Source organism: Ruegeria sp. (genome assembly GCF_965199275.1).
Lineage (GTDB): Bacteria > Pseudomonadota > Alphaproteobacteria > Rhodobacterales > Rhodobacteraceae > Ruegeria.
In genome coordinates, this window is the sequence record NZ_CBDAQX010000018.1 from 29671 (window position 1) to 52465 (window position 22795).

The 22795-nt window shown below is 63.2% G+C and carries 20 protein-coding genes; 7 read left to right on the plus strand and 13 right to left on the minus strand.

What is annotated here, in order from left to right:
- Position 1: 1 nt before the first annotated feature.
- From ACOERD_RS14470 to ACOERD_RS14500, 7 genes are all read right to left on the minus strand, one after another.
- On the minus strand, positions 2-478 hold the full coding sequence (locus ACOERD_RS14470) for a hypothetical protein (RefSeq protein WP_419739490.1): 477 nt from the start codon (positions 476-478) through the stop codon (positions 2-4).
- Positions 469-1557 (minus strand): hypothetical protein, encoded by a 1089-nt coding sequence (locus tag ACOERD_RS14475; protein ID WP_419739491.1) that lies wholly within the window; start codon positions 1555-1557, stop codon positions 469-471. The genes ACOERD_RS14470 and ACOERD_RS14475 overlap by 10 nt, the downstream gene beginning before the upstream one ends.
- A 3-nt stretch (positions 1558-1560) precedes the next feature.
- Complete coding sequence (locus ACOERD_RS14480) at positions 1561-2871, minus strand: hypothetical protein (protein ID WP_419739492.1); 1311 nt, start codon at positions 2869-2871, stop codon at positions 1561-1563.
- Entirely contained in the window at positions 2868-3389 is a 522-nt protein-coding gene (locus ACOERD_RS14485) for a type 4 pilus major pilin (protein ID WP_419739493.1), read from the minus strand. Before ACOERD_RS14485 ends, ACOERD_RS14480 begins: the two co-directional genes overlap by 4 nt.
- 259 nt (positions 3390-3648) lie before the next feature.
- Positions 3649-4749, minus strand: coding sequence for a hypothetical protein (locus ACOERD_RS14490; protein WP_419739494.1), 1101 nt, complete (start codon positions 4747-4749; stop codon positions 3649-3651).
- A 160-nt stretch (positions 4750-4909) separates the two neighbouring features.
- The gene (locus ACOERD_RS14495; RefSeq protein WP_419739495.1) at positions 4910-6724 is read right to left on the minus strand and encodes an ATPase, T2SS/T4P/T4SS family; all 1815 of its coding nucleotides are present in this window, start codon (positions 6722-6724) and stop codon (positions 4910-4912) included.
- Positions 6714-7643 carry a hypothetical protein gene (locus ACOERD_RS14500; RefSeq protein ID WP_419739496.1) on the minus strand — a complete coding sequence of 310 codons (930 nt, stop codon included), beginning with the start codon at positions 7641-7643 and terminating at the stop codon, positions 6714-6716. Before ACOERD_RS14500 ends, ACOERD_RS14495 begins: the two co-directional genes overlap by 11 nt.
- Positions 7644-7964: 321 nt before the next feature.
- On the opposite strand from ACOERD_RS14500, the gene ACOERD_RS14505 reads away from it, so the two are divergent.
- A complete protein-coding gene (locus ACOERD_RS14505) occupies positions 7965-8384 on the plus strand; it encodes a hypothetical protein (protein ID WP_419739497.1) in 420 nt (139 codons plus the stop codon).
- Positions 8385-8497: 113 nt separating this feature from the next.
- Here the strand turns inward: ACOERD_RS14505 and ACOERD_RS14510 are convergent, their stop codons facing one another.
- From ACOERD_RS14510 to ACOERD_RS14530, 5 genes are all read right to left on the minus strand, one after another.
- Positions 8498-9220: a hypothetical protein gene (locus ACOERD_RS14510; RefSeq protein WP_419739498.1), complete on the minus strand. Its 723-nt coding sequence runs from the start codon at positions 9218-9220 to the stop codon at positions 8498-8500.
- 116 nt (positions 9221-9336) lie between these two features.
- Complete coding sequence (locus ACOERD_RS14515) at positions 9337-11394, minus strand: hypothetical protein (protein WP_419739499.1); 2058 nt, start codon at positions 11392-11394, stop codon at positions 9337-9339.
- Positions 11391-12842 carry a hypothetical protein gene (locus ACOERD_RS14520; protein WP_419739500.1) on the minus strand — a complete coding sequence of 484 codons (1452 nt, stop codon included), beginning with the start codon at positions 12840-12842 and terminating at the stop codon, positions 11391-11393. The genes ACOERD_RS14515 and ACOERD_RS14520 overlap by 4 nt, the downstream gene beginning before the upstream one ends.
- A complete protein-coding gene (locus tag ACOERD_RS14525) occupies positions 12839-14368 on the minus strand; it encodes a secretion protein (protein ID WP_419739501.1) in 1530 nt (509 codons plus the stop codon). Before ACOERD_RS14525 ends, ACOERD_RS14520 begins: the two co-directional genes overlap by 4 nt.
- Positions 14368-15300 carry a TcpQ domain-containing protein gene (locus tag ACOERD_RS14530; protein WP_419737622.1) on the minus strand — a complete coding sequence of 311 codons (933 nt, stop codon included), beginning with the start codon at positions 15298-15300 and terminating at the stop codon, positions 14368-14370. Before ACOERD_RS14530 ends, ACOERD_RS14525 begins: the two co-directional genes overlap by 1 nt.
- Before the next feature lie 882 nt (positions 15301-16182).
- Here ACOERD_RS14530 and repC point away from each other — a divergent pair.
- The 6 genes from repC to ACOERD_RS14560 all read left to right on the plus strand — a co-directional run bounded on the left by repC (position 16183) and on the right by ACOERD_RS14560 (position 22063).
- Positions 16183-17901 carry a replication initiation protein RepC gene (gene repC / locus ACOERD_RS14535; RefSeq protein WP_419739502.1) on the plus strand — a complete coding sequence of 573 codons (1719 nt, stop codon included), beginning with the start codon at positions 16183-16185 and terminating at the stop codon, positions 17899-17901.
- Positions 17902-18064: 163 nt separating this feature from the next.
- Positions 18065-18604 carry a hypothetical protein gene (locus ACOERD_RS14540; RefSeq protein WP_419739503.1) on the plus strand — a complete coding sequence of 180 codons (540 nt, stop codon included), beginning with the start codon at positions 18065-18067 and terminating at the stop codon, positions 18602-18604.
- A 17-nt stretch (positions 18605-18621) separates the two neighbouring features.
- Positions 18622-18936 (plus strand): hypothetical protein, encoded by a 315-nt coding sequence (locus ACOERD_RS14545; RefSeq protein WP_419737867.1) that lies wholly within the window; start codon positions 18622-18624, stop codon positions 18934-18936.
- 40 nt (positions 18937-18976) lie between these two features.
- Positions 18977-19177, plus strand: a complete 201-nt coding sequence (locus ACOERD_RS14550) for a hypothetical protein (protein ID WP_419739504.1) — start codon at positions 18977-18979, stop codon at positions 19175-19177.
- 58 nt (positions 19178-19235) lie between these two features.
- On the plus strand, positions 19236-21578 hold the full coding sequence (locus ACOERD_RS14555; RefSeq protein ID WP_419739505.1) for a hypothetical protein: 2343 nt from the start codon (positions 19236-19238) through the stop codon (positions 21576-21578).
- Between the two features lie 116 nt (positions 21579-21694).
- Positions 21695-22063: a hypothetical protein gene (locus ACOERD_RS14560; RefSeq protein ID WP_419739506.1), complete on the plus strand. Its 369-nt coding sequence runs from the start codon at positions 21695-21697 to the stop codon at positions 22061-22063.
- Between the two features lie 176 nt (positions 22064-22239).
- On the opposite strand, the gene istB is transcribed toward ACOERD_RS14560, so the two are convergent.
- The coding region (gene istB / locus ACOERD_RS14565) for an IS21-like element helper ATPase IstB (protein WP_419739507.1) at positions 22240-22795 on the minus strand (556 nt) is incomplete at its 5' end.

Genomic DNA, 22795 nt, shown 5'->3' on the forward strand with positions numbered 1-22795 from the left:
CTCATTCGATATCCTCCGGTTTGAACATCCCGCTCAGCGCGTCGCAGATCGATGCGAACAGGCTGGCGCGGCAGTCGGAGAGGGGCAGGCGCTGGCGCAGGGCTTCGGCAGGGTCGGTGCGGGCGATGCGTGCGAGATTGTCCTGCCAGCGCGCGAACCGCGCGATATCGGCGATGTCCTTTCGCATCTGCGCCATCTCTTCTGACAGCGCCGCGCGGACATCCCTTGCCGGGGGGTGCCGCGCAGGACCCGCGCCATTGCCACCAGAGGGGCCACCAGAGGCGCCACCAGAGGGGTCACGTTTGCCGCTGTCCTCTGCATAATCCAGGATCGGGAGCGGGGTTTGCGCCTCTGCGGTGAGCGGTATCTGCGCAAGGACCGGAGCTGCGACCAGACCCGCAAGCGCGTAGAGGACGCAGAGGGCGCGGGCCGTGGCGATGAACAGAAGGGGTTTGCGCCTGCCTGCCATCAGTTGCACCCCGTGCAATTCGTGACCGTCGCCTGCTCGGTGAAGAGCTCCCGGAAGGTCCCGGTTCCCAGATCGATGCGGTCCGCCCTGAGCTCTTGCGTCCTCATGTTGGTGATCCGGAGGGTGCCGATCCGGGCGGTTCCCGCGACTGTTGCCTCCCCATCGAATGTGAGCGCCCCGCCCGTGAGCGGGCCGTTCACGCTCAACGCCTTCTTGACCGTCAGGCTCTCGCCTATGGTGATATTGGGCGCGGTGAGCGTGCCGGTGAGTGCGAGGTCACCGGCGATCGTCGTGTTGCCTTCGACGTCGAGCGTCTCGCTGACCGTGAGCGGGCCGGTGATCTGCGTTTGCCCGACCAGCTGGCGGATCTGCGCGCTGCGCGCGCCAATGGAACCCGCGCCGGTCAGATCGTTGCCGCCCATATCCAGATCGACGGACATGGTGTTGACCTCGGCATCGTTGCTGCCATCCCCGTCACAATCGACCGCCACCCGGTAGAGATAGGGCGGGCAGTTCCTGTCGAGCGCAACATAGTCCAGCGCGAAGATGTCGTTTGCCGTTGCAAAGCCGGGCATGCGCCTGTTGATGGGGGCCATGTCGTAGCTCACGCCCGGCCCGCGCAACCCGGTCTCTCCGGACAGAAGCACCCCCACCCCGCTGACACCATCTTCTGCGCCGGGGATGCGGGTGAGTTTGGTCTCCCCGCGCGCACGGGCGATGATGAGCAAGGCGCCCTCCGAGGGGCGATAGAGATACAGCGACAATGTCCGGCGCCCCGGTGTCCGCTCCCCAAGCGCGGGGGCGCGCAGGCCTGCCCCTTCGAGCTCGGCCAGATCAACGGGGTGCGGGGCGGCGCGGGGCGCGTGACGGCGCCCGGCATGGGCCGGATCGCCTTCCACCAGCAGGCGGCCTGCGCGCGCGAGCTCGGCCACGGAGCGGGCCTCATTGGCCATGGCCCGCGCCGTGATCCAGTTGCCGGTGATCTGGCTTGCCCAGAGCAGGGCGAAGGAGAAGACGGCAAAGGCCAGGATGCTGTCGAAGAGGCCAAGCCCGCGCCGGGTGCGGGAGGGGAATATATGCGCATTCATGGGTCAGCACCTCGATCCATAAACAAAGGGGGTGACGGAGCGGTAACAGCCGGTGACCCGCAGCCGGGGCCGGGTGATCTCATCAAACACGCCGGTTCCGGCCCGCGTTTCCCGGACGGTGGATGTCTCCGCCCCGCCGGTTGTGGTGACGGCCCGGGTGTCGGCCCGGGTGACGGTTGTGGTCCCGAAGACCACCACATCTGCCAGGGTCTGGTCGGGCTTTAGTCTGCGTATCTCCAGATCGCCGCCGCCGCAAAGCTCTGCGTCCGGATCCGCACAGGCAATCAGGGTGCGGGCGGTTGTCCGTCCGGTGATGGTTGCCGCGCCGGACTGCGTGGCAAGCCCGGTGATGAGATTGGTCCCGACGCGCAGGGTTTCGGTCACGGTTGCGTCTGCGTCGATTTGCGCTGTTCCGGTTCCCGACAGGGTGACGATTCGGGGCGCGAACACCCCGTTCAGCGTCATCCCGGCCTGTGGTGCAAGCCTGTCGGCGCGCAGGGGATTATCGCCCTGTCCGCGCAGTGTCGGAACTGTGGCACTGAGTGCACCCAGGCGCCCGGTCCCCAGGATGGTCCTGCCGCCCATGTTGATGCCTGTTGTCATGGGCAAGGGGGGATGTCCGGCAACCCGTTCGCGAAAGAGCGCCTGTGTATCGAGCCGTGCGAAGCGGGAGGCGAGGATGGCGCGGTCATGTTTGGGATCAAAACCGCGTCCCAGCGCGTCCCGCGCGATCAGGGCGGCGGCGCGCTGCGTCTCTTCATCCCCGGCCCCGTCAAGGCCAAAGGCATTATCGAGCGCCTGCCGGGCGGCGCGCCATGTCGGATGCGTAACCACGTGCATTCCTGGGTGCAGGACGATCACGCCATCTGCTGGCCCGTTGCCGGTGTCGCCGATCAGATGTGTGAGGGTCCATCCGCGCGCAAGCAGCACCCGGGTTGGGTCATTGGCTGTATCAGTGGCATCCCTGCGCCAGGGCGCGATGGTCGCGGCGCGCGCGAGGCGGGCCTGCTCCTCTGATGTGAGCGCCCGCCCGCAGGGTGCAGCGCCGGTGGCCTGACACGGATCGGTTCCGGGTGCGGTTATGGGCGGGTTTGCGTGCAGCCAGTGATGCAGCCCGTAGCCTTCGGCGGCCACCACCTCCGCCAGGTGCCGGGCCTCTCCCTCGATGCGCGCGCGGGCGATGTCGATCTGCCAGCTTGCGGCGATGCCGGCCATGACGCTTGCCAGCAGCATCACGCCGGTCAGCGCCGAAAGGCCGCGCCGGGGGCGGCGGGGAAAGGCTTTGGCGCCGGGATATGCGATACCCCGGATCATCCCCGGAACTGGATTTTCAGGTCGGTCAGGTCATCGTCGCTGTCGACGTTGGCGCAATTGGCGGCGAGATCCACGCCCGTGTCAGCCACCTCCCCGGCCCCGCCGATTGCCGCCGCTTTATCGGCAGCGATCTGCTCGACCGAACTGTTGCCGATGAAGGCGGCCCCGACAGCCTCGCATACGGCCGGCGGCACATTCTCGAGATGCAGCGTGAATAGATCCGCGCTGTGTTCTGCAGCAGTGGCGCTGGCGATCAGTTTTGAGGAGCCTTCCCACCAGGGGAATGTGATGCCGGCATCCCGGGCGCTTCCGTTCGTGTTCCGGAAATTGTCGGGGGCGCTGGAATAGATGATGGCGTTCATCGAGGCTCTGCCACCTGCGAAGGTTGTTGCGCTGGCAAAGGCCCGCCTGACATTTGCAACCGCGCCAATGAAGGTGGTTTGAACGCTTCCGGCGCGGACATTCAGAACCACGCCCTGGTATGCGCTGACCAGCCCGGCCGTGACCAATGCGGCCACCGCCACCCCCAGGATCACCCCGAACAGCGAGATACCCCGGCGCGCCCGGCGCGGGACGCGCCGTCTGCCCTTTGCTCCTGGGACCGTGTCGTGACATTCCGATACGGCCCCGCTGCCGGTCCCGGGGGCCGCTGTTTCAAGTCGGGTTTTCATATGTGTTTCTCCCATTCAGCTGTTGGTTTCTCTTGCCAGGTCGGGACATGACCGGACATGACCGGGCATGACAGGTGCTGGCGTGGTCTCACTGTCCAGGTCATCGTCACAGCCCTGCCCCCCGGTTGATCTGGTCGAAGACCGGCAGCATGATGGACATCAACAGGACCAGCACGGTGGTCACGAGGACCAGAAGCACCATGTTCAGCGCCGCCATGCGCGCCTTGACGGTGCTTTCGATCTGCTCCAGCCGCCGGTCCAGAAACCGGCCTGCCTTGTGGATGCCATCGGGGCGGTTCCAAAGCTGGCTCAGAACGCCGGCAAGCCTGTCGTCAGGAAAGCCCTGCCCCGCCTCCAGGGCGGCCTCGCCCAGATTTGCGTTCTGGCCGAGTTTTGCGCTCACCGCACGGATGCGCGAGGCCTCATAGCGCCCGGTGCTCTGCGCCATCTCCTCAAGCAATCCGCCATTGATCACCGTTCCGCCCCGGCCATGCTCGATCACCGCAAACAAAAACCCGATGCCCGCTTGCAGGCGCATGATCGAAAACGGTGGGAAGCGGTCGCCAAAGGCGCGGCCCGCCCCGGTCCAGAGGCGCATCAGCGCGATGAGCGCCACACTTGCCACCGCGACCCACAAAACCAGGCGGGCGGGGTTGCCCGAGAGGGCAAGAGTGACCCGCACCGTCGCGCCCTGCACCGCACCCAGGGTCGAGAAATCGACGATCTCCGACAGGGCGGGCAGCAGTTCCAGCCCAAAGAACAGGACCAGTGCAAAGAGGCTCAGGGCCAGCAGGACCGGCAGGGCAATCGCTTCGTTCACGGCCTTGCGCAGGGCCAGCCGGGTGCGCAGCAGCCGCGCTGCCGATGCAAGGACCGCATGTGCGGGCTGGCGCCCCAGCCCCGCCAGGATCAGGCGTTCCGGCGGCCATGTGTAGGGCGCAAGCCGCTGCGCCAGCCTGCCGTCGAGACTGGCCGACACCATTTCTGCCAGCACCCGGGCGCGGGTCCGGTTCCCGGTTCTCAGACTGCTGCGGATCTCGCCCTTGAGGGCCTCCTCCAGCTCGACACCGGATGCCACCACATCCCCCAGCAATTGCCAGACATCCGCCCGGGTGGCGGCCCTGAAGTTCAGCCTGCGCCACAGGAGCGCCACGCCCCTGACCGGCGCGCCGCTGAGCTGAATATTGATTGCCCGGGTGCGGCTCATTGCAGCCCCTCCCCATCGCAGGGCCGGCCCTGTTGAACGGGGCCGTGCGCAGTTGCGTCATCGGCCCGCGTTGCGCAGAGATGACAGTCCGGGCCCCTCACGGCAGGCACGCGGTCATTCCGACACCCGAAGCATATCCAGCACTGCGTGAGGCGTCCCGTCATGATCCGTCCCCTGTCTGGCGTGCGGCCCGTTTCGGTCCGGTGATGGCGGGCAGAGGGTCGGGAAGGGCTTCATTGGTGACATGTTCGAAATCCGTCACGCCGGACGCCACGAGACGGCGCAGCCGCGTGGCCAGCGACAGCCCGCCCATGCCGCCCTCTGCGACCGGCATCTGCCAGTATTCCAGCGCGCCAATCTGGTCCTGCGCGTTCACGAGTTTGCGATAGTCATTGTCCAGCCGGATCAGCTCTGCGGTGGCGCGGCGGCCGCAATATCCCGCCCAGGCCGCTTTTGCGGTTTGCGCAATCGCGCCGGACAGGTTGGCATAAGGGGCCAGGCAATGCGCACAGCCCTTGTGGTTGCGGCGCAACAGGGTGAGGGGTCCGGGCCTTTTTTGTGCGACAAAGAGCGCCTCCTCGCCCAGCCAGTCCTCGACCCGGGCCCGCGCCGGGCCGCTCAGCACGTCCGCGCAATGCGGGCAAAGCTCGGGCACAAGTTTCTGGCGCATCACCATGTTCACCACATCCGGCCCGGCAAGCTCCGAAGGGCGCACCCCGAGCGCGATCAGGCGGAACAGCACGCCAATCGCCGAATTGGCATGGACCGTGGTGTAGATTTTATGTCCCGAGGTCACGAAATGCAGCACCTCGTTGACATCCGCCGCCGAGCGGATTTCGCTGACCATGCCCACATCGGGGTTGGTGCGCACGAAGGTCATCAGCATCCTGGAGAAATTCGCCATGCGCTCCTGGGGCGTTTTGCCCGGCACCACGGGGAACTGGATGACACCGTCCCCCAGGGCGGGGTATTCGACCGGGTCCTCGATCGTGTAGAGCGAGATCCTGCCATCGCGTTCGGCATAAAGCCGTTCGAGATGACGGACCAGGGTGGTGGATTTGCCGTCCCCGGTCGAGCCGCCGAGGATCACCAGCCCGCTTTCCGAGCGGCGTTCTGCCGCCAGCGCCTCCAGGATATCCGCCTCCAGTCCGAGCCCTGCGAGATTGCCGAACTGTGCCGCGTCCGCCTTTGGCAGCAGCCGCAGGTTCAGGAAATGCCGGTTGTCTCCGTGCCAGGCCAGTTGGCCCCGAAGGGCGGCAATGCCCTTTGGCATCCCGGTGAATTCCCCGGACTGGCCCAGCGAGAAACTGTCCGGGACACCCAGAAGCTTTGTCGGTGTCCCGCCGCCGCCGTCCCGGTTGCCATGGGCCCAGTCGATGGCCGCCACGACATCCTCAAGCGGCCATTCCGAGCCATGGGTGAATTCCCCCGACCCCACCTTGATCCGCAACAGGCCATGGGTCTTGCGTTCGATCAGCTTGATGTCCGACGCCCCCAGCGCGGCCGCCTCCTGCAGCGCGCGCTTCAGCCTGAGCTGCCCGCCCCCGGGGGTATGCCTGACCAGCGCCTTCGTCTCATCGCCATAAAACGCGCTGATCTGTGCCGCCGTGACCGCGCGGCGGTCTCTCTCATCCGGAAGGTCATAGCGCGCCCGCAACGCGACCAGTTCCGCTGCCACCTCGCCGGTGTTCCAGGCGCGCACCAGGCAGACCGTGCCATCTTCGAGAAGGGCGCAGGCTTTGCGAAACGGCTCCGAGCCGATGTCAAAGGCCCCGCCCTTGCTCAAGGGGGGTGTCGGGCGCTGGCCCGTGAGACCGGACAGCCCCGCCCGCTCAAGAGCCGCATCCATCTGCGGGCGCAGCGTCCCCAACCATGCCCCCAACCATCCCCCGATCCATGCCCCGAGCCGTCCGGGGCGCGGCCTGCGCGGGCGGTCAGCTGTGCCGGCGCGGGGTTTGCCCTGATCATCCAGCATCCCGGCCCTCTCCCTCGATCCTGATCACCTTCCAGTCCAGCGTGCCCGGCGCGGTGTCCTCCCCGGAGGCGAAAGGCAGAAGCGCGTCTTTGCTCCCCGATCTGGTCCCGGCTGCAGCGGGCGCGCGCAGGCGCACACCGTCCCTGGTCACGGCCTGCAGGATGGACCCGTCGGGCAAGGTCTCGCCCACGCGGCGCGTAACGGGGGGTTCTGTGACGGTCTGCCAGCGGAGGGTGGGCGGGTCTTCCGGGGTGGCTCCCGGAACAGGGATCGCGACCTCGCGCGCGCCGCGCAGCCGGACGCTCCAGGGTCCATCGCCCCTGCGCACGGCATGGACCACCTGCCATTCTATCGGGCGCGCGTCTGCAAGAGCGTGCCCGGATGTCGCGACACGCGCGGGCCCGTTGGATCGTTCCGGCTGGTCGGTTGAGGTTGCCTTTGGCTCAGCGTCTTCTTCATTCGCCAGCTCTTGCGCGATCGCGTCTGCCAACGTGTTCGGCCGGGCTGTGGCCGCCGCGCTGCCCTGGATGTGCGGCGACACGTGCGGCAGGTCTTGTGGCGCGGGCCCTGATGCGTCGCCTGTGGCCTCTTCTGCCGCGCGGGCCGCGACGAGCGCATCCTGGGCCGTGGCAAGTTCGAGGCGCAGCTGGTGCAGCGCGTCCTCCGGCGCGCCCCCCTCCGGTGCCGCTTCCAGCCGGGCGATCCGCGCGGTCAAGGCGTTCACCTTCACCGTCAGATCCCGAATGACGGGAGACGTCGGGGCTGTTGCAGGGGCGCGGGGCGCGACAGGCGGTGATGTCCGGGAGCCCTGAAGGCGTCCCAGGGCCGCGTCCTGCAGGGCGCGGGTGCGCAGGAAACCGGCGATGGCCTCGGCGCGTTCGGTGCACAGCGCCAGCACTTCCGCTTCCACCGCCGCCATTTGCAGGGGCTGTTCTTCCAGCCAGGCCTGCCGCAGAAGATCATCCGGACAATCGCCGAGATCAAAACCGGAGCTCCGGGCGGGGGCGGTGACGGGGGTGAGGGCCGGCGTGGTGACGGGGGTGGTGACAGGCGCGAGGGTAGTCCCCGCGCCTGGCCCGGCCTCCGCGTCTGCTGTTTGAGCCGGGGCGGGGGACGCGAGAGCGGCGGCGATCAGGAGGGTGGCCGCCCGACATGCTGCAAGCTTTGGCTGGAAAACCCCGGGCAAAGCGCTTATGACACATGTCAGACGCGTTTTGTCACGAATCTTGTGGAGCCGATCATGTCTGTTGCCTTCGATACCCTCAAAGCGGCGCAACGCCTCAGCGCCGCCGGATTTTCCGAAGACCAGGCCGCAACCCTTGCCGCAACCTTCGCCGAGGGCATAACCGAAAATCTTGCGACCAAGGATGATATCGCGCTGTTGCAGAAGGATATCCAAAGGGTTGATGAAAAAATTGACGCCTCGGTGGCCGCGCTGCAAAAGGACAGCAAGGCGCTGGATGCAAAAATCGATGCGTCCTTTGCTACGCTGGATGCAAAGATCGACGCGTCCTTTGCTACGCTGGATGTAAAGATCGACGCATCGATTGAAGCGCTGCGCAAGGAGATGATCGTTCAGAACAAGGACATGAAGATCCTTCTTGGCAGCATCATGGTGGGTGGGATCGTGGTCATGACCCTGCTCGACAGGCTTCTCTGACCGGCTGTCCGCTTCAACACGCTGACAAAAGAGACCAGCGCCACTGACGCGGGACGCCGAGGCAGCGCCGACCGACTGTACCGGTCCGGGTTTGTGATATGCCCCCTGCCCGTTCATTTGGCCGGTTCCGTGGGATCGAGGGTGATCAGATCGGGGCGCAACACCCGCCGCCCGGGATCCTGTTCCAGCAGCTTGTCATAGGTCACGGCGGTCTGGTTCTTGTTGACACCGACGCCCAGCTCTTCCGCGCTCGGAAACTCCGGGCAGAGCGTCCAGACCGCCGCGGGCAGCCGCTCCTGCAGATGACCGACACTCCGTGTGGACCATCCCGGTTGGCGATGGGTAAAAAACACGATCTGGCCGGTCTCGCCATTATAGACCGGGCTGAGGCCCGGACGCTTGTCCTCCCCTATCGCGGGATGCAGTTGCGGAAAATACGTTTCCCCGTGTTTCCACCTGATCGGTGCCCATTTTTGATCGCGATGATAATAGTCGGATGTATCCCCATATACGCACCAGACATTTCGACCTTGGGGGCCCATAAAGACGACCATCAAGGCGTGATCGACCACGCCCGGGACCGAGCTGTATTTTCTGCCGGCATCCACAAGCATGACTTTGCCGGCCAATAAAGGCCACATGTGCTCGGCGCGCACATTGCCGGGCGGGTGACGGAATAAAGGTTCGCGGACGGCGTCCTCTTTTGTGAATGGGATGAAGACCTCGTCGTAGGTTCGCGGGCGTTTCTCGCCGCGATCCGAATGGGTCAAGCCGGGTGTTGCCGCACTGGCCAGCAAGACCGCTGCTGCCAGGGCCTGAAGGATATGCTGTCTCATCACATGGGTCCTCTCTGATGATTGTGCTGGTGACAAAAAGTCCCCTTTCACGTTCGAAAAAACGGGGTGATCTCGTCTCGAAAAACGACTGGGATATGGAGTGCAGCAGGTGCATGTCACCTCCAGCCTCCTGAATAACCGCCACCGAAACTCGTGCCTGGATTGGCCCTTGACCCCACACCGTCGGGACTGGTCCCGCCGCCCCCAGCGTATTGACCGACAGAATCCGTGATCCCATCGCCATCACTGTCCCATGAGCCGATGTTTTCACCACGACCCCCGTCGCCCCCTCCCGAAGAAGGCTTCGGGGGTGGCGGCCGACAGGTGTTGGAGGTGCTCCAGCCTCCGGCGCGCACCTGGTCGTACCAGGCCAGCCCGGTTTGATCGGTGCGGAGCTGTGCGATGGCATGTTCGAGGCCGGCTCTGTCCGGCAGGCGGCGGGCAAAGCGGGGATAGACACGGTCCTGCACCGCCCAGGCCCGGTTGAACCAGGTCAGGCGGCGGCTTTTGGTGATCGACCCGATCTGACCCCGGGGGCAGGTGCCGGCGGGGGTGGTTTGCGTCTTCTGAACCGGGATCGTGTTGAAGCAATCATCCCGCACCGTGCGGATGACAACGTCATCCAGAGACCAGCCTGCGGGATAGGTGATGGTCTGGACATAGCCGGTGCGCGCGCCCTCGTAGCTCTTTCCCCAGTGCTGCTTGCAACTCGTTGCGGGGACGGTGTCCACAACAGGATCGGGAATATCCGGCAGTTCGGTATCAGGCACGTCAGGGCAGCCAATCGTGCTTTCTTCCCACATCGGGTGCCCATTGCCTGCAACCACCACACCGAGCCCGTTTGCGGCATTCCCTGGATCGCGCATCACCGGCCTGAGATAGACGCGGGTGGGATCGGTGGGATCATCCTGAACCTCCCGGAACCGGAAGACCCTGATATGCTTGCCCTCAACCTCGGTGCCGTTGATAATCGCTTTACAGTCTTCGGCGCGGATCACATCGCGCACGCGCGGCACGCGGCAGCTGTTGCGCACCAGGAATGTTGCCTCAGCCTGATTGTCGGCCTCATTATCCTCTTCACCTTCGACGATCGGATAATCTATGGAAACGGTCTCATCCACCAGAACCGGGCGGTCCCGCGGGTCGGCGAACTGTGCCAGAAGCGGCCTGCCGCGCTGCGGGTGGGGGGACCCATCTGCCCTGATTGCACTCAGAGGCACGACATGGACGTCGTTATGCCGTTCCCATCCCAGCCTTTGCACGCCAACCCTGAGCGGATCAGTGCAGGGCCGCACGGTTTCGCCGCGCTTGCTTTTCCAGGTCAGCGAGGCCCGCATGACCAGTGCGCCCTCGGGGATTGCCGGGGCCTGGTCGATACAGGCGCGCAGATCGGCGCTGAGCCCCCGCTCCTGTCCGTTGGCATCTTTCAGCGTGCGGGCCCCGGTCAGGATGTCGGGGATCTCTTCGATCATCGAGACGCGGGTTTGCCCGCGTTCCAGCCAGGCCCGGACAGTGCGCTGGACCATCTGCGACGACCAGCGCTCCCTGATCCTGTCGCGATCGAGCCAGACAAAAACCGCAGCCCCGATGCCGGGCACGGGCCTGTCGCCCTCCATCTCCACACCACAGGCGCGCGTCTTCACGATCGGGCGCCAGTCCTTCGGGACCGCGCTGCGGTTCAGAACACCGTCCTTCCAATAGTCCGCAGCCCGCCTTGCGGCGCTGCCCGCCGGCAGCGCGTCGATATCGCGGGCGGTATAGCTCCAGTCCGAGACCCTGTCCCCCGACCCCTGCCTGTCTGTTCCCGCGCCGTCATTGCGCAGGTGGGTCACAAGATCGTCCCAGAGCGGTTGCGGGGCTGCATCAAGGGCCAGGCGCAGGCGATTGCGGGTCTCGCGCACGACCCGCGCGTAATTGAGTGCGGTTGCCCGATCCGCCTCGCAGGCAACCCTGTGCGCGCCATCCCTGTCGAGGATCAGCCGGCCCTCGACAGACCGGCGCGGCTGGTCGCAATCAATGCCCAGTGTCCCGCCCGGTGTCCCGCCCAGTGTCCCGCCTGGTGGCGCGGTTTGCGCAGAGGCCGCCATGGGCGACAGGCTTGCCCCCAGGGCGAGCGTGCTGAGGAACAGGGCGGTAAGGCCAGGTGCCGGAACAGATGAGAGACGGAGGATCATGGCGTGTCCTCCGATCTGTTGGGATCAAGGAGCGAGGCCGGCACCTGTCGCGTGGTAACCGGCGCGAGGTACAGTGTTTCTTCACCTTTGCCCGAGCGGATGAAGCGCACCGGGTCAAAGCGGGGCACACCGGCTGAGCGGGCAAACAGATCACCCGTTGCCGTGCCGGAAGGGGGTGTCACCGAGACCCCGGTCTCACCGGTCTTTACGGCACCGGGGGCTTCGGCAAAGGCGTCCGCGAGCTGTCGGGCTGCCTGATCGGGCGCAGGGGCCGGAACACCCGCGGCCCCGGCCTCCGTCACGGGCAAAGGCTCAACCCGCCAGAGGATCAGGCGCCCTCCCTCCAGCTGCGCCTCACCGGGCCAGGCCCTGAGAACCTGCGCCGCGGCCGCGCGGGCGAGAACCGGGTTGCGATCAACAGCGGGGGTGAACTGCGCCCAGACCAGCATGGGTTCAAACAATCGATCAGACCGGCCCGGGTCCGGCAGCCCCAGCGTGGCGGGCAGATGGGAGGTCAGCGCACAGCCGCTGTTGCCGAGCTCCCAGCCCACACTGCGGGGCCACCACCCCGCCAGCGCGGCCTGACATATCCGGGCAAAAGCCCCCGCTTCGATCCGCATATCGGCCATCGGGACCGGCGGCGGAGGCGGCGGCGCAAAGATCGACTGGACAAAGGGGACGAGAATGAAGATCCCGGCGCAGAGCGCCGTCCCCCCAAGACCGGCCAAACCAAGCGCTTTGGACGGAATACGGGGCGGGCTGGAGAAGACCGGCACGCCCTCCGCGCGCGGGCTCACATCATGACATGCTATATCCGGCGCAGCAGCTGCAAGCCCCTCGCTCAACCGGCGCCAGGCTGCATCTGATCCGGCGGCCCGGCAGAGGGCGATCCCTCCGATCTCGGTCGTGCCGAGGTGGTTCCGGATCGCGGCGAGGAGATCGCCGGGATCGTCGAAGAGGGCCTCGGGGCCTGCGCGCGGGCTCACGCGCTCTGTGATGGCGCCCTCTTCATGCTCCGCGCTTCGCCGCGAGAGATCGGCCATCGCCAGCAGGGTTTCGGGGGCGCCCTCCGCGCGCGGCAGGCCGGCCAGAAAGATCCAGGTGCCCGCCGCCTCGGGCAGGTCATGAACAAGCCCCGCCGCCAGGGCCAGCAGCAGCGACGTCGATGCGCTATCACCGCCCGATCTGTCGATCTGCGCGCGCAGACCGTTCAAACGCAGCACAAGCGGTGCATCGGTCTTGAGGCAGGGCAGCTCCGGCCCCGTTACCACCTGCCATGTGAGGCCCGCCACAAGACGGATGCCGCCCCGTGATGTCATCGAGACCGGCTGCGGCAGGGCCGGGCCAGGCAAGGCCATCTGAACGCATGTCCCCGAAGCACGCCCCGGACCGTCCGTATCTTGCGCGGGGGCCGGGCAGGCGCGGTGATCGGACAGAACCCCGGTCATGAGCGCCCCCTGGCCTGCGGGATCAGGCTGGGGCGCACGAGGATGACCATGCGGACCTTGCGGGTGCGGGCCTCGCGCTTGCCGCCCAGGCCGATGGCCTTGAAGAGACCGATGCCGGAGGCGCCCGTTGACGAAACATCCTGTTCATACCCCGAAAGCACGAGGGTTTCGCCGGGGGCGAGCACGGAGGTGTTTCTGATCTCACGGGTTTCCACGGAAGGCGCCTGAATGCCGCCTGTGCGGGTTTCAACATCCTGGTCGAACCCGAGAAAGGCGCGCTGGATGACACTCAGTGAGAGGTGGATCTGGCGGCTGTCGATCAATCTGGGCAGCGCGGTGATGCCGAGACCCGTTTCCAGTTCCCCGATCTCGTAGCTCACGCGCCCGGGATCGTCGCCCTGCGAAGAGGTGCCCCCGGTGCCCCGGCCATCGCGCTCGATGGTCCTGTTTCTGATATAGCTGCGTTCCCGGGTCAGGCCGAGCGGGGTGATGACCCCGGACTGGGCAATACTTGAAGCCAGCCGATAATCCACCACGGACCGGTCACGCGCCAAAGCGGCCAGATCGATCGAAGAGCCATTCGGGCCTGTCAGACGCAGACCGCCCCTGCCGGTGGCTTCGCTCCCGATCACGATGGAACTGCCGGAGCGGGCAATATTATGTCCGATCCGGAATCCCGAGGTGGTCAGTCCAAAGTCTTCCGCCGCCTCGCTGTCCACGAAATAGACACCAACTTCCAATCCGATCCGGGCGGAGGCGGTGGCTTGCGTATCTTCAATGACCTTGCGCGCGGCGGCCTGAACGGATGGGGGGCCGAACACGCTCACGCGACCAGAGCCGGGCGCGAGCGTGATGCGTGCAGGCGGCGGCGCAAGAGGCTGAAGCCGGGCTTCAAGCTCATCCCAGTGTGCAAGACCCCGTTCGGTGGCGATCACCGGGCCGCGGTCTGCCTCGGCTGTGTCGGTCACGGTGGTCCTGCCCACCGGCAGCGATACCCTGTAATCGCGTGTCACCATGCGATCGATGGCAATCCCCTTGCCGTCATAGGACCAGGCCACATCCATGCGCGTCGACAGCCGGTCCAGAAACCCCGAAAGCGGGCCGGTATAGGCGGCGCGCATTCTCGTGCCGATGGGCACTTCGACCACATCGCCACCCGTGAGGATGTAGCGCGTGCGGATATTGACCGGCAGGCCGCTGGCCGATGTGATCGCGGCGGCAATGGTGCGGATGTCAGCCTGCCCGGGAAGCCTGAGGCTCACGCCGCGCGCGGCCTCGAGCTGTCGGGGCAGCGGATCACCCTGTCTCGAGCCGCGCGTGACTTTGAGCGCGCCGCCGTAATAGGGGCGGTCAACGCGCAGGACTTCCCCACGCTGTGCCGCGCGCTGTGCATCAAGCTGTTCACGGGTCAGCCGTGTTCCATCCTCGATATCGCGCCCGGCCTGCTCGCTGACATCGCAGGCGCAAAGCGCAAGCAGAAGGAGCGGCCCCAGCCGGATCGGACCGGATGATCTGCGCCGCCCCATCACAGACCTCCCAGCCGGATTGTCCTGTTGGAGTAAATCCGCACCGGGGGTGCGGTGCCGTCAGAGCCCAGGCCCTGCACGAGCTGGTTCAACGCGGCCTCAAACTCGGCCTGCAGCCGGACCGGCACCGCCAGGATCCAGGCATCACTGGTGCTGACAACCACCCGGTATCCCGCCGCCCTGCCCCAGCGCCTGAGCACCGCCTCGAAATCCTCGCCAGCCCGCGCGCTCCAGATGGGCAGCGGCGCGGGCGGCGGTGTGGCGTCTTTGGCGGGTTTTGCAGCTTTAGTCCCTTTTGCAGGCTTTGACACCTGTGCCCCATCTGCCGGGGATGCGACCCGCCCTGCCTTGCCCGGACCTGTCTGTAGTTCTGTCGGCGGTTCTGTCTGTGGGCGCTTCTCTGCGCCTGTCTGTGTCGCTGCGGTGGAGGGCGCGGGCGCTTTGGTGCCAAAAAGGGCGGCCAGGAACCCGGTGCCGCTGAGCGGTGCGCCGGGCGTGCTGGCGGGTATTGCGCTGGACTTCTCCTGTCCCACTGATGCCCCCTGCCCGGCCCCGGCCTCACAGGGCAATCGGATGGGGGCCCCGATGCGCAGGCGCTTGGGATCGAGCCCGGGATTGGCGCGGGCGATCTCGGGCCAGCGACGTGAGCTGCCCAGGCTGCGCGCCGCGATCCGGCCCAGCGTGTCGCCGGCGCGGATGGTATGGGTGCAGGCGGACGGTAATGGGACCGCCCGCCTGCGGCCTGCCCCGTCCCGCTGATCTGCGAGATCTGGCGACGGGGCGGCAGTCCGGCCCGGGCGCGTGAGCTTTGCCTCAAACGCGCCGGGCGCGACCCGCTCGGTGCTGGCGCGCAGCGCGACCGGTCTGACCAGCGACTGCCAGTCCGGGCAGCGGATGATGTCTTGCGCCCGGCCCTCTTGTGGGGCGAGCATAGATATAGCGGCAATTGCGCCCGCGGCGCATAGCAGTAGACGCCGCGCGTGGTTTTGGAGTAGGACAAAAAGAACGGGACAAGACTTGAGCAGGCTCAGATATGCAGGGATTTGCACGCAACAGCCGCTATATACGCGCGTCAGTGCCGGGCGCGGTGACGGTGTTACGTGATTCGGGAGCGGACCGGGGCATTCCGGGACACCGATTCGCGAGACATCCTGACGCGAGTGATTCTGACGTGAGTGATTCTGACGTGAGAGGTCGTGAAGATTTTTACGGAAAAACCGGGAGAAATCGCTTGACTTTCGTCTCAAACCCTGAGGGGGGGGGATTTCTTGGCAAATATGTCCAGACGAATCATTACAGCGGTCTCGCAGATCATGTGTGACGCGCTCAAGCCTACCCCTATTGGCGCAGATTGTAAATGCGCGCCGGAGGGCTGCGGCTCTATACTATATGGAGCGTCCGCACGATTCGGGCGGTACAGATATTGCGCCAGACAGTACGCGAGGCTGCGCGCCAGATATTGCGACGGTGCCGATATACCGGCCGGTTGCGATCAGAGGCCCACCAGCACAGGAGGAGACGGGATCCGGAACGCGATGATGTAAGGCCAAAAAAGAGTTGAGGCCAAAAAAGCAAAACGCGCAGGTCTCCCCGCGCGATTGAGTTGCTTATGGCGACTAGTCAGAAGCTCTATAAAATCACCTTCTGATTAGCCCGAAGCGACGCAAGAGGCAACCCGAAAATGCATTTTCGGGATCGGGAGAGCTGTATCTGTCCCCTGGATCGGGTGTGCGGTCGGATCTGCGACGCGCCTCACCCGGGCTGATTGGGTATATGCGGCGATGACCTGCGCTCTGAACATATGGAGAGCAGAGATGCGAGATTTTACATGCGACAGCGCACCGGGGGTTTATGATCCCGCGCGTGCGCATCAGATCCAGGCGTTTATACCGGGGGCGGAGGAACATTTTGTCTTGCCGGGGGATGTGACCAAGGCCACGGCGATCAATATTGCTGTTGCGGTTCTGATCCTGATGGGGGGCAATGCGACGGATGTGCAGGCCTATCGCGAGATTGCCGACCGCACCGAACGGGTGGCCTGGCACAGCGGCACCCATGCGCCGGTGAACTGGCGGCGGCAATGTGACATGGCGCGGGCGCTGGGATTGAGCGAGCGGCAGTTTCGGCGCATCGAAGAGCGGCTGGTGCGCTTTGGCCTGATTGCGCGGACCACGGCGGAGAATGGCTATCGCGGCTACCGGGCGGGCCAGGGCTCCGCAGAGGGCGTGCGCTTTGGCCTGTCGCTGGAGCCGACGATTGCCAATTACCAGGCCTTCACCTTTCTTGTGGCGCAGGCCGAGGAGGAGGAAGCGCAGCGCCGGCAGGTGGTGGGTTATGTGCGCACAGGCAAGCAGCGGGTCCGTTTGCTGATCAGGGGCATTGCGGATGCGGAAACCCGGGCCTGGGCGGAAGAGGCTTACGAGGGGTTGCGCGTGTTCAGTGCCCGGACCCGGCTGCGCGCTCTGGACGCGGAGGCATTGGATCTGCTTCACGCACAGGTGATCGCGCTTGAGGACCACATTCGCGACGCCCTGACACCGCTCGCCCCCGAAGAGCAGACAGGGCCACAGACAGGGCCACAGACTGACATCCAGGCAGAAGACCGGACAGAAGACCACTCTGAAGCGCAGGCAGGCCCCCGGCCCGAACTGCAGTCCGAACCGCAGACTGAACCCCGGGCGCAGGCCCCCTGCCCCCCGGAACCAGCGCCTGAGCTTGAGTCTGACCCAACGCCCGAAGCAGAGGGTGCCGCATCACCGGATCACGTGCTGGCGCCCGAAGGGGTATCCCCGGCAAGCAAATCCGCAGACCTTTGTTCTTCTCGGCAGGACGCAGAGCGTGACGCCCGTCAGGACGAAGCCGCAATCGCCCCCGAAAACACACATGGAAACACCCATGCAAGCACGGATACAGACCAGCCCGTAACCTCTGTGGATAACAGGCATTATGGCACAAATATGTCCGGTGCGGCGGTCTCCCATGTCCGGCCCCATATACAACCTGAACCCAAACCTTTTGAGTCCTGTAACGACCTGCAGTCGAAAATGATGACGCCAGCATACGCTGGCGACAGGGTTAGCTTGGCATTGCACCCTGACGGGCGCAATGATTGCTTTAGAAAAAATGATCGCAAGGCCAGCCTGTGGATCAACCCCGAAATCCTGCAAAAACTCAACCAGAATACACTCAAAGATCTCGCATCCGAAGACGCAGCCATGTATCTTGAGGTCCTGGAAGACTGGCGCGACTGCCTGCCCTACCTGCTGCGCGACCTCGGCATCAATATATCCGCATGGCTCGAGGCCACAGATGTCATGGGTGACGAAATCGCCTTCATCGCCCTGCTCGTCATCGACAGAAACAGGTTCCATCCCGTCACACCCGTCATAAACCCGGGCGGTACACTGCGCGCATGTACACGGCGCGCCATAACAGGTGAGCTCAACCTCACACGCGCTATCCTCGGTATCTGGGAACGCGACAGACAAGGCAAACAGCCAAAGGCGCAGCCCGAAGGCAGAGCACTGCAGTGAGAGGACTTGTGGGACGGGGTGCGGGGGGCGATGAGGTGTGCGGGCGGATGGAGCGGCGCGATGTGGCGGGGAAAGGGGGTGGCTTGATGTGGGGGACGGGGAAAGGGGCGCAGGGCGGGCGCTCACAGGGTCCGAAGGGGTGGAAAGGCTATCATGGGGCGCGATGATGCGTGAAACGGGTCGCGGACAGGCCCAGGCGGAGTTTGATCATAAACGACCAGAGGCTCAGGACGGCTCGGATGTCAGGGGACAGAAGATGAAACCTTCGGGACAAGAGGCGGCAACCACAGTGCTGGCGCGATGGAAAGCATTGGCCGAGATCGAAAACAGCCGCGCCAAGAAAACCTGGGGTCTGTCCCGCGCAAGCTCTGATCGACCGGCAATATATGGAGACCCGGTGGAAAATGCGGCACGTGCCAAGAGGGATGCGAACATAGAGGCCTGGGCCGCAGCGGGCATGAGCGTCAAGGAGATCAGTCACCGCACCGGACTTGTCCCGACATCCGTTACAGCTTCAAGCCTTATCTCTGAAGCACATGCGACACGAATGTCCCGAGAGCGCGAAGCGTGGCAGGGTATTCGTGTCTCAAGTTTAAGGCTTGAAGCTCTAATCGCATTTTACGGCTGCGCAGGCGGCAAGCCGGTGAGGAAAACACACAGCAGCGCTGAAATACTGTCGGACAGACAGAACACCACAGGGTGACAGCAGAGGATGGCAGAATGACGGCGGAGAGGGTCGAGATGGATGAGAGGAATGAGCCTGGGCGACAGCGGCAGCACTCGGTCATCACAGCAGAAGAACGCCGCCTCATCGACGAGGCCGTCGCCAAAGGCCGGGTCACCCGTATCCCCACCGGGGCAAGTGCGTTCGAGCGAACATACATCTGGAAGCCCGGGCGCAAGAACAGCATGAAACTTGTGCTCGTGGACGACGGCACCGAGCGCAAGCCGGGGGAGGCCTGGCGCCGACAGATCGCCGAACAAGGACGGTTGGCAAAGGCCCGGAACAGCGCGCAGGGCCGCAAACGCAAGTGACAGGAACCAAGCAGACCTCTATGATGCCGGGCAACAGGAGATGAATGCAATGACCGCACAGGACCGCAGCATCCAGACACCCCGACGCAGGGCAACCTACCAGGACGTCCTCGACGCGCCCCCCAACAAGGTCGCCGAAGTGCTGGCAGGAACGCTCTATACCCAGCCAAGACCCGCCATGCGACATGCATGGGCAAGTTCGATGGCCGAAGGGGCGGAAGGCTGTCGTGAGGCGCGATGATGTCCGTTAAACCCGGGGCGGTTCACTGCGGGCAAAGGCGCGAAAAGGAGATGGGCACTTGAGCGGAACAAAAACGCAAGAAACCTGGCTGACTTGCATTGCGATGCGTGACAACGTGGTCTGTGAGAACACAACGGCTGCCAATGGTGCTGGCGTTCTGTGCTCTGAGCATCTCTTGTTGCATCAAACTGGACACCACCTGAGGTTCAAGGGAGACCGTACCAAGACCCAGCAGATGATACTGGATGCGCTGAAGTGCGCGGACGACAAAGTAGGCAAAGGAAAGAAGGAAGACACCCCCTTTTATCTTAAGCCTGCGGCGGTGTTAACGGCCATTTTCACGGTATCATTATTCTGCATAGAACGTATTCAGTCACTGATACTTTGTGTGCCCAGCAGCCTGACGATCGGGGGGTACGACATGACCGCCGCCGCGATTCAGAATGCTGGGCTTGGCCTATTGGTTTTTGCGTTCGCGGTGTTATTGCTCCTTTTATCGGCCTCGGCGGTGTCAGCAATTTACCTTGGGATGGTTGCTGCGGTTTCATGGGGGTTGACTTCTATTGCCTTCGTGAACAGTTGTTTTTTTAAGTTTCTTGCGAGGTGTTTCAGAGCGGGCAAACTAAACGACATCAGGGCAATAGAACAAGTTGGGCAAGAGAGTTGGTTCAAACGCGCATTCGAGAAGTTTCGAACGGGTTTGGATTGCAAACAAAATAATTCCCGCGTCAATTTCGAGGAAAAACGTGATGTCGCCAGAAAAAACGTTAAATCCGTTTGGAAATTGATCAAGTGTTTCTGGGTTTGGTTCTGGAACGGAGTTATCTGCAGCGACCGGTCGTACCCCTATACCGGCTTTGGACAGTCCATTTTGCTGATAACTCTGTGTTCGACTGCTCTTATCTTTGCAGCAGAGGCCGCATATGACCGCGACAACCTAATCAGAAATATTGCTAAAAATGCTAATGAAACGCGGCACGATGAGCCCGAGATTCATGGAGTAGCCGATCAGACGATCTTGGAATGCAACGCCCCAGATGCACCTGAAATATCTCTGACGGCTGGGCTTGCACATGGCGCGAACCAAGCGATTGAGGAACGGGAATTTTACCCCCTGACGAATTTCCTCTACAATAATTTTTTAAAGCTTTTTGGTGGCCCAGTCTTGCTTGAGATGGTTACTTCTAAACCCGAGCCTGGAATGATGACCTTCGCGCGTCAGCCAACAGCAAAAGCAACGCTTTTGGATGTCTCGTCAGAAAAGAGCGGCGAGCACGGGTTCCGTACGGAAAAGCTAATTTACATAGGTGATTTTGGCGATTGGGCTTTCATCGCTCGGGTGGAAAAGCCAGAAGAGAGGGTTCTGGTCAGGCGCAGCGCCATCATCGAGTTTTCTCGCGCGTCTGCGGCCGAGTTAATATCGAGCGGCGAGAAGCAGGATACGCCGACTACGGTCTCCGTCGGAAATGGTAACCGTCTGGATGTGGCGCTGAATTTTCCGCATCACGTAACGCAGCCTGAAATCACAACCGCAGATGTCAGGGACCTCGAGGATAGGCTTTTGCGCTTGTCTTCTAATATTTCACGCAACCAAGCCAAGCTGCAAATGATAGCGACTGCACGTCAATACAGGAATCCATCGCAGCTTGATCTTGCTATGGTTCTGGAGCAGTTGGTAAAAGTCCAGGAAGGTTTGGCGCGGGATACGAGCCAGCTGAGAGAAGGCCAGGACTGGTTGTCAGCCACATTTCTCGGCGTATCTCTCAGGTTTCATAACCTAAGAAACGATTTCCTCCGAGCCCTTGCGAATCACCGGTCCGTTCCACCCGTGGATCGCTTCGTTCCATGGAAGGGTGTCTATGGTGTGATACAGGATGGTGTGCCAACACGGACGCCCGGTATCATCAACGACATTGCACGTAGCAACGGGAAGGGCCATCTCACCGGTTGTGCCAGCAACCAGACGCAGCGTCTCGGATTTGTTGATTTCAGGGAAGGGGTATCGAATGCCCCGAAAAATCCTTCTGACATAGATAGCTTGGTCAAAAAATTGCAAGAACTCCGTGAAGGTGACTATACAAAGAATTCAAAGGTGGGACTGATCTTTCTCAGAGGCGGCGCCAGTTATACTGGTATGCCCGAAGCAAATATCCGAATTTCCGAAAACCGCGCAGAATTGGTGAAGCGGCGGATTTTGCTGGCGTTGAGCGGGAGAACCCATGGCGACCCGACAGAGATTGAGCGTGAAATTCAAAAATCTCAAAGGCTCACCTTCATCGCATTCGGCGTCGGGGAACGTTTGCATCATACCAATCACAGTTCTCGCGCGGTCGAAGTCATTCTCTGTAAATCTGCTGAACAGCGCGACTATACGCAAAGCAAGACCGGGCGAACAAGATAACCGGAATGGTCGTGTCACAAGTCATTCGGCCGAAATTTGCCAATCACGTACGCCAACAACCTTGAGGGTAGGGTGTGATTGATTTGTGATCGCATGTTGAGAGAAAGGATAATTAAATGGCACAGACAGCATTTGACACATTGAGCGCTGCGCAGCGGCTTGAGAAAGAATTTGGGTTTCCACCGAAGCAGGCGGAAGGCACGGCTATCCTGCTGCATGAGCATCTGGTTGGCAATGTTGCCACCAAGGATGACATTTCCAGTATCCGCAGTGAGATCAGTGCGCTGGACAAGAAGATTGATGCCAATATTAAAGCGCTGAGGGATGAGATGGCGACTAAACCCGAACTTCAGACGGTGAAGTCTGATCTTCAGGCGGAGATTTCTGCTGCGAAATACGATCTGACGTGGCGGTTGCTTGGGGGGATTGCGATTTTGAACGGCATCCTGTTTGCGGCGATGCGTTACCTGCCCTCTGCGGGCTGATCTGGGAGAGCACCGCAAACGCGCTCGTCAAAGCTGACCGCCTGTGGGTTTAAGTTGCGGCTGGACCGCGAATTTTGAACGGCTGCGTATTCTGGTCGATCCGGCCACCCATTCTGGTCGATCCGGCCACCTTTGGCCTGCGACTTAGAAGCGTGGCTACTTTCTTACTTTAGGGGTTACTGCTGGTCATTGTCACTACTCGTTTTGGTTGTATTTTCTTGCATGGTTTTTCGCATGGAATCTCCGTCCAGTTCGAGCCGGTATGCGTTGTGAACGATGCGGTCGAGTATGGCGTCAGCAAAGGTCGGATCTCCGATCACATCGTGCCATGATTTCAGGGGCAGTTGACTGGTGATCATTGTAGAAGCGGTGCCGTATCGATCCTCGACGATCTCCATCAGATCGCGCCGTTGCGTGGCGGTGAGTTGCTCCGGACCCCAATCGTCGAGGATCAGCAGCTGGGTCTTTGTGAGGCGACGGAACAGGCGTGGAAACCGCCCATCGCCATGACCGAGTTCCAGCTCTTCGAAGAGACGGTGCAGGCGCTTGTAGAGAACGGTGGTTCCGGAGCGGCAGGCGGCCTGGGCCAAAGCGCACCCCAACCAGGTTTTGCCGACGCCGCAAGGCCCTGTGATGATCAAGTTGCGCTTGTCGGCAATCCATTTCCCGGTCAGTAATTGCTGGAACAGACCCTTGTCGAGGCCGCGCCGCGTCCGGTAGTCAACATCTTCC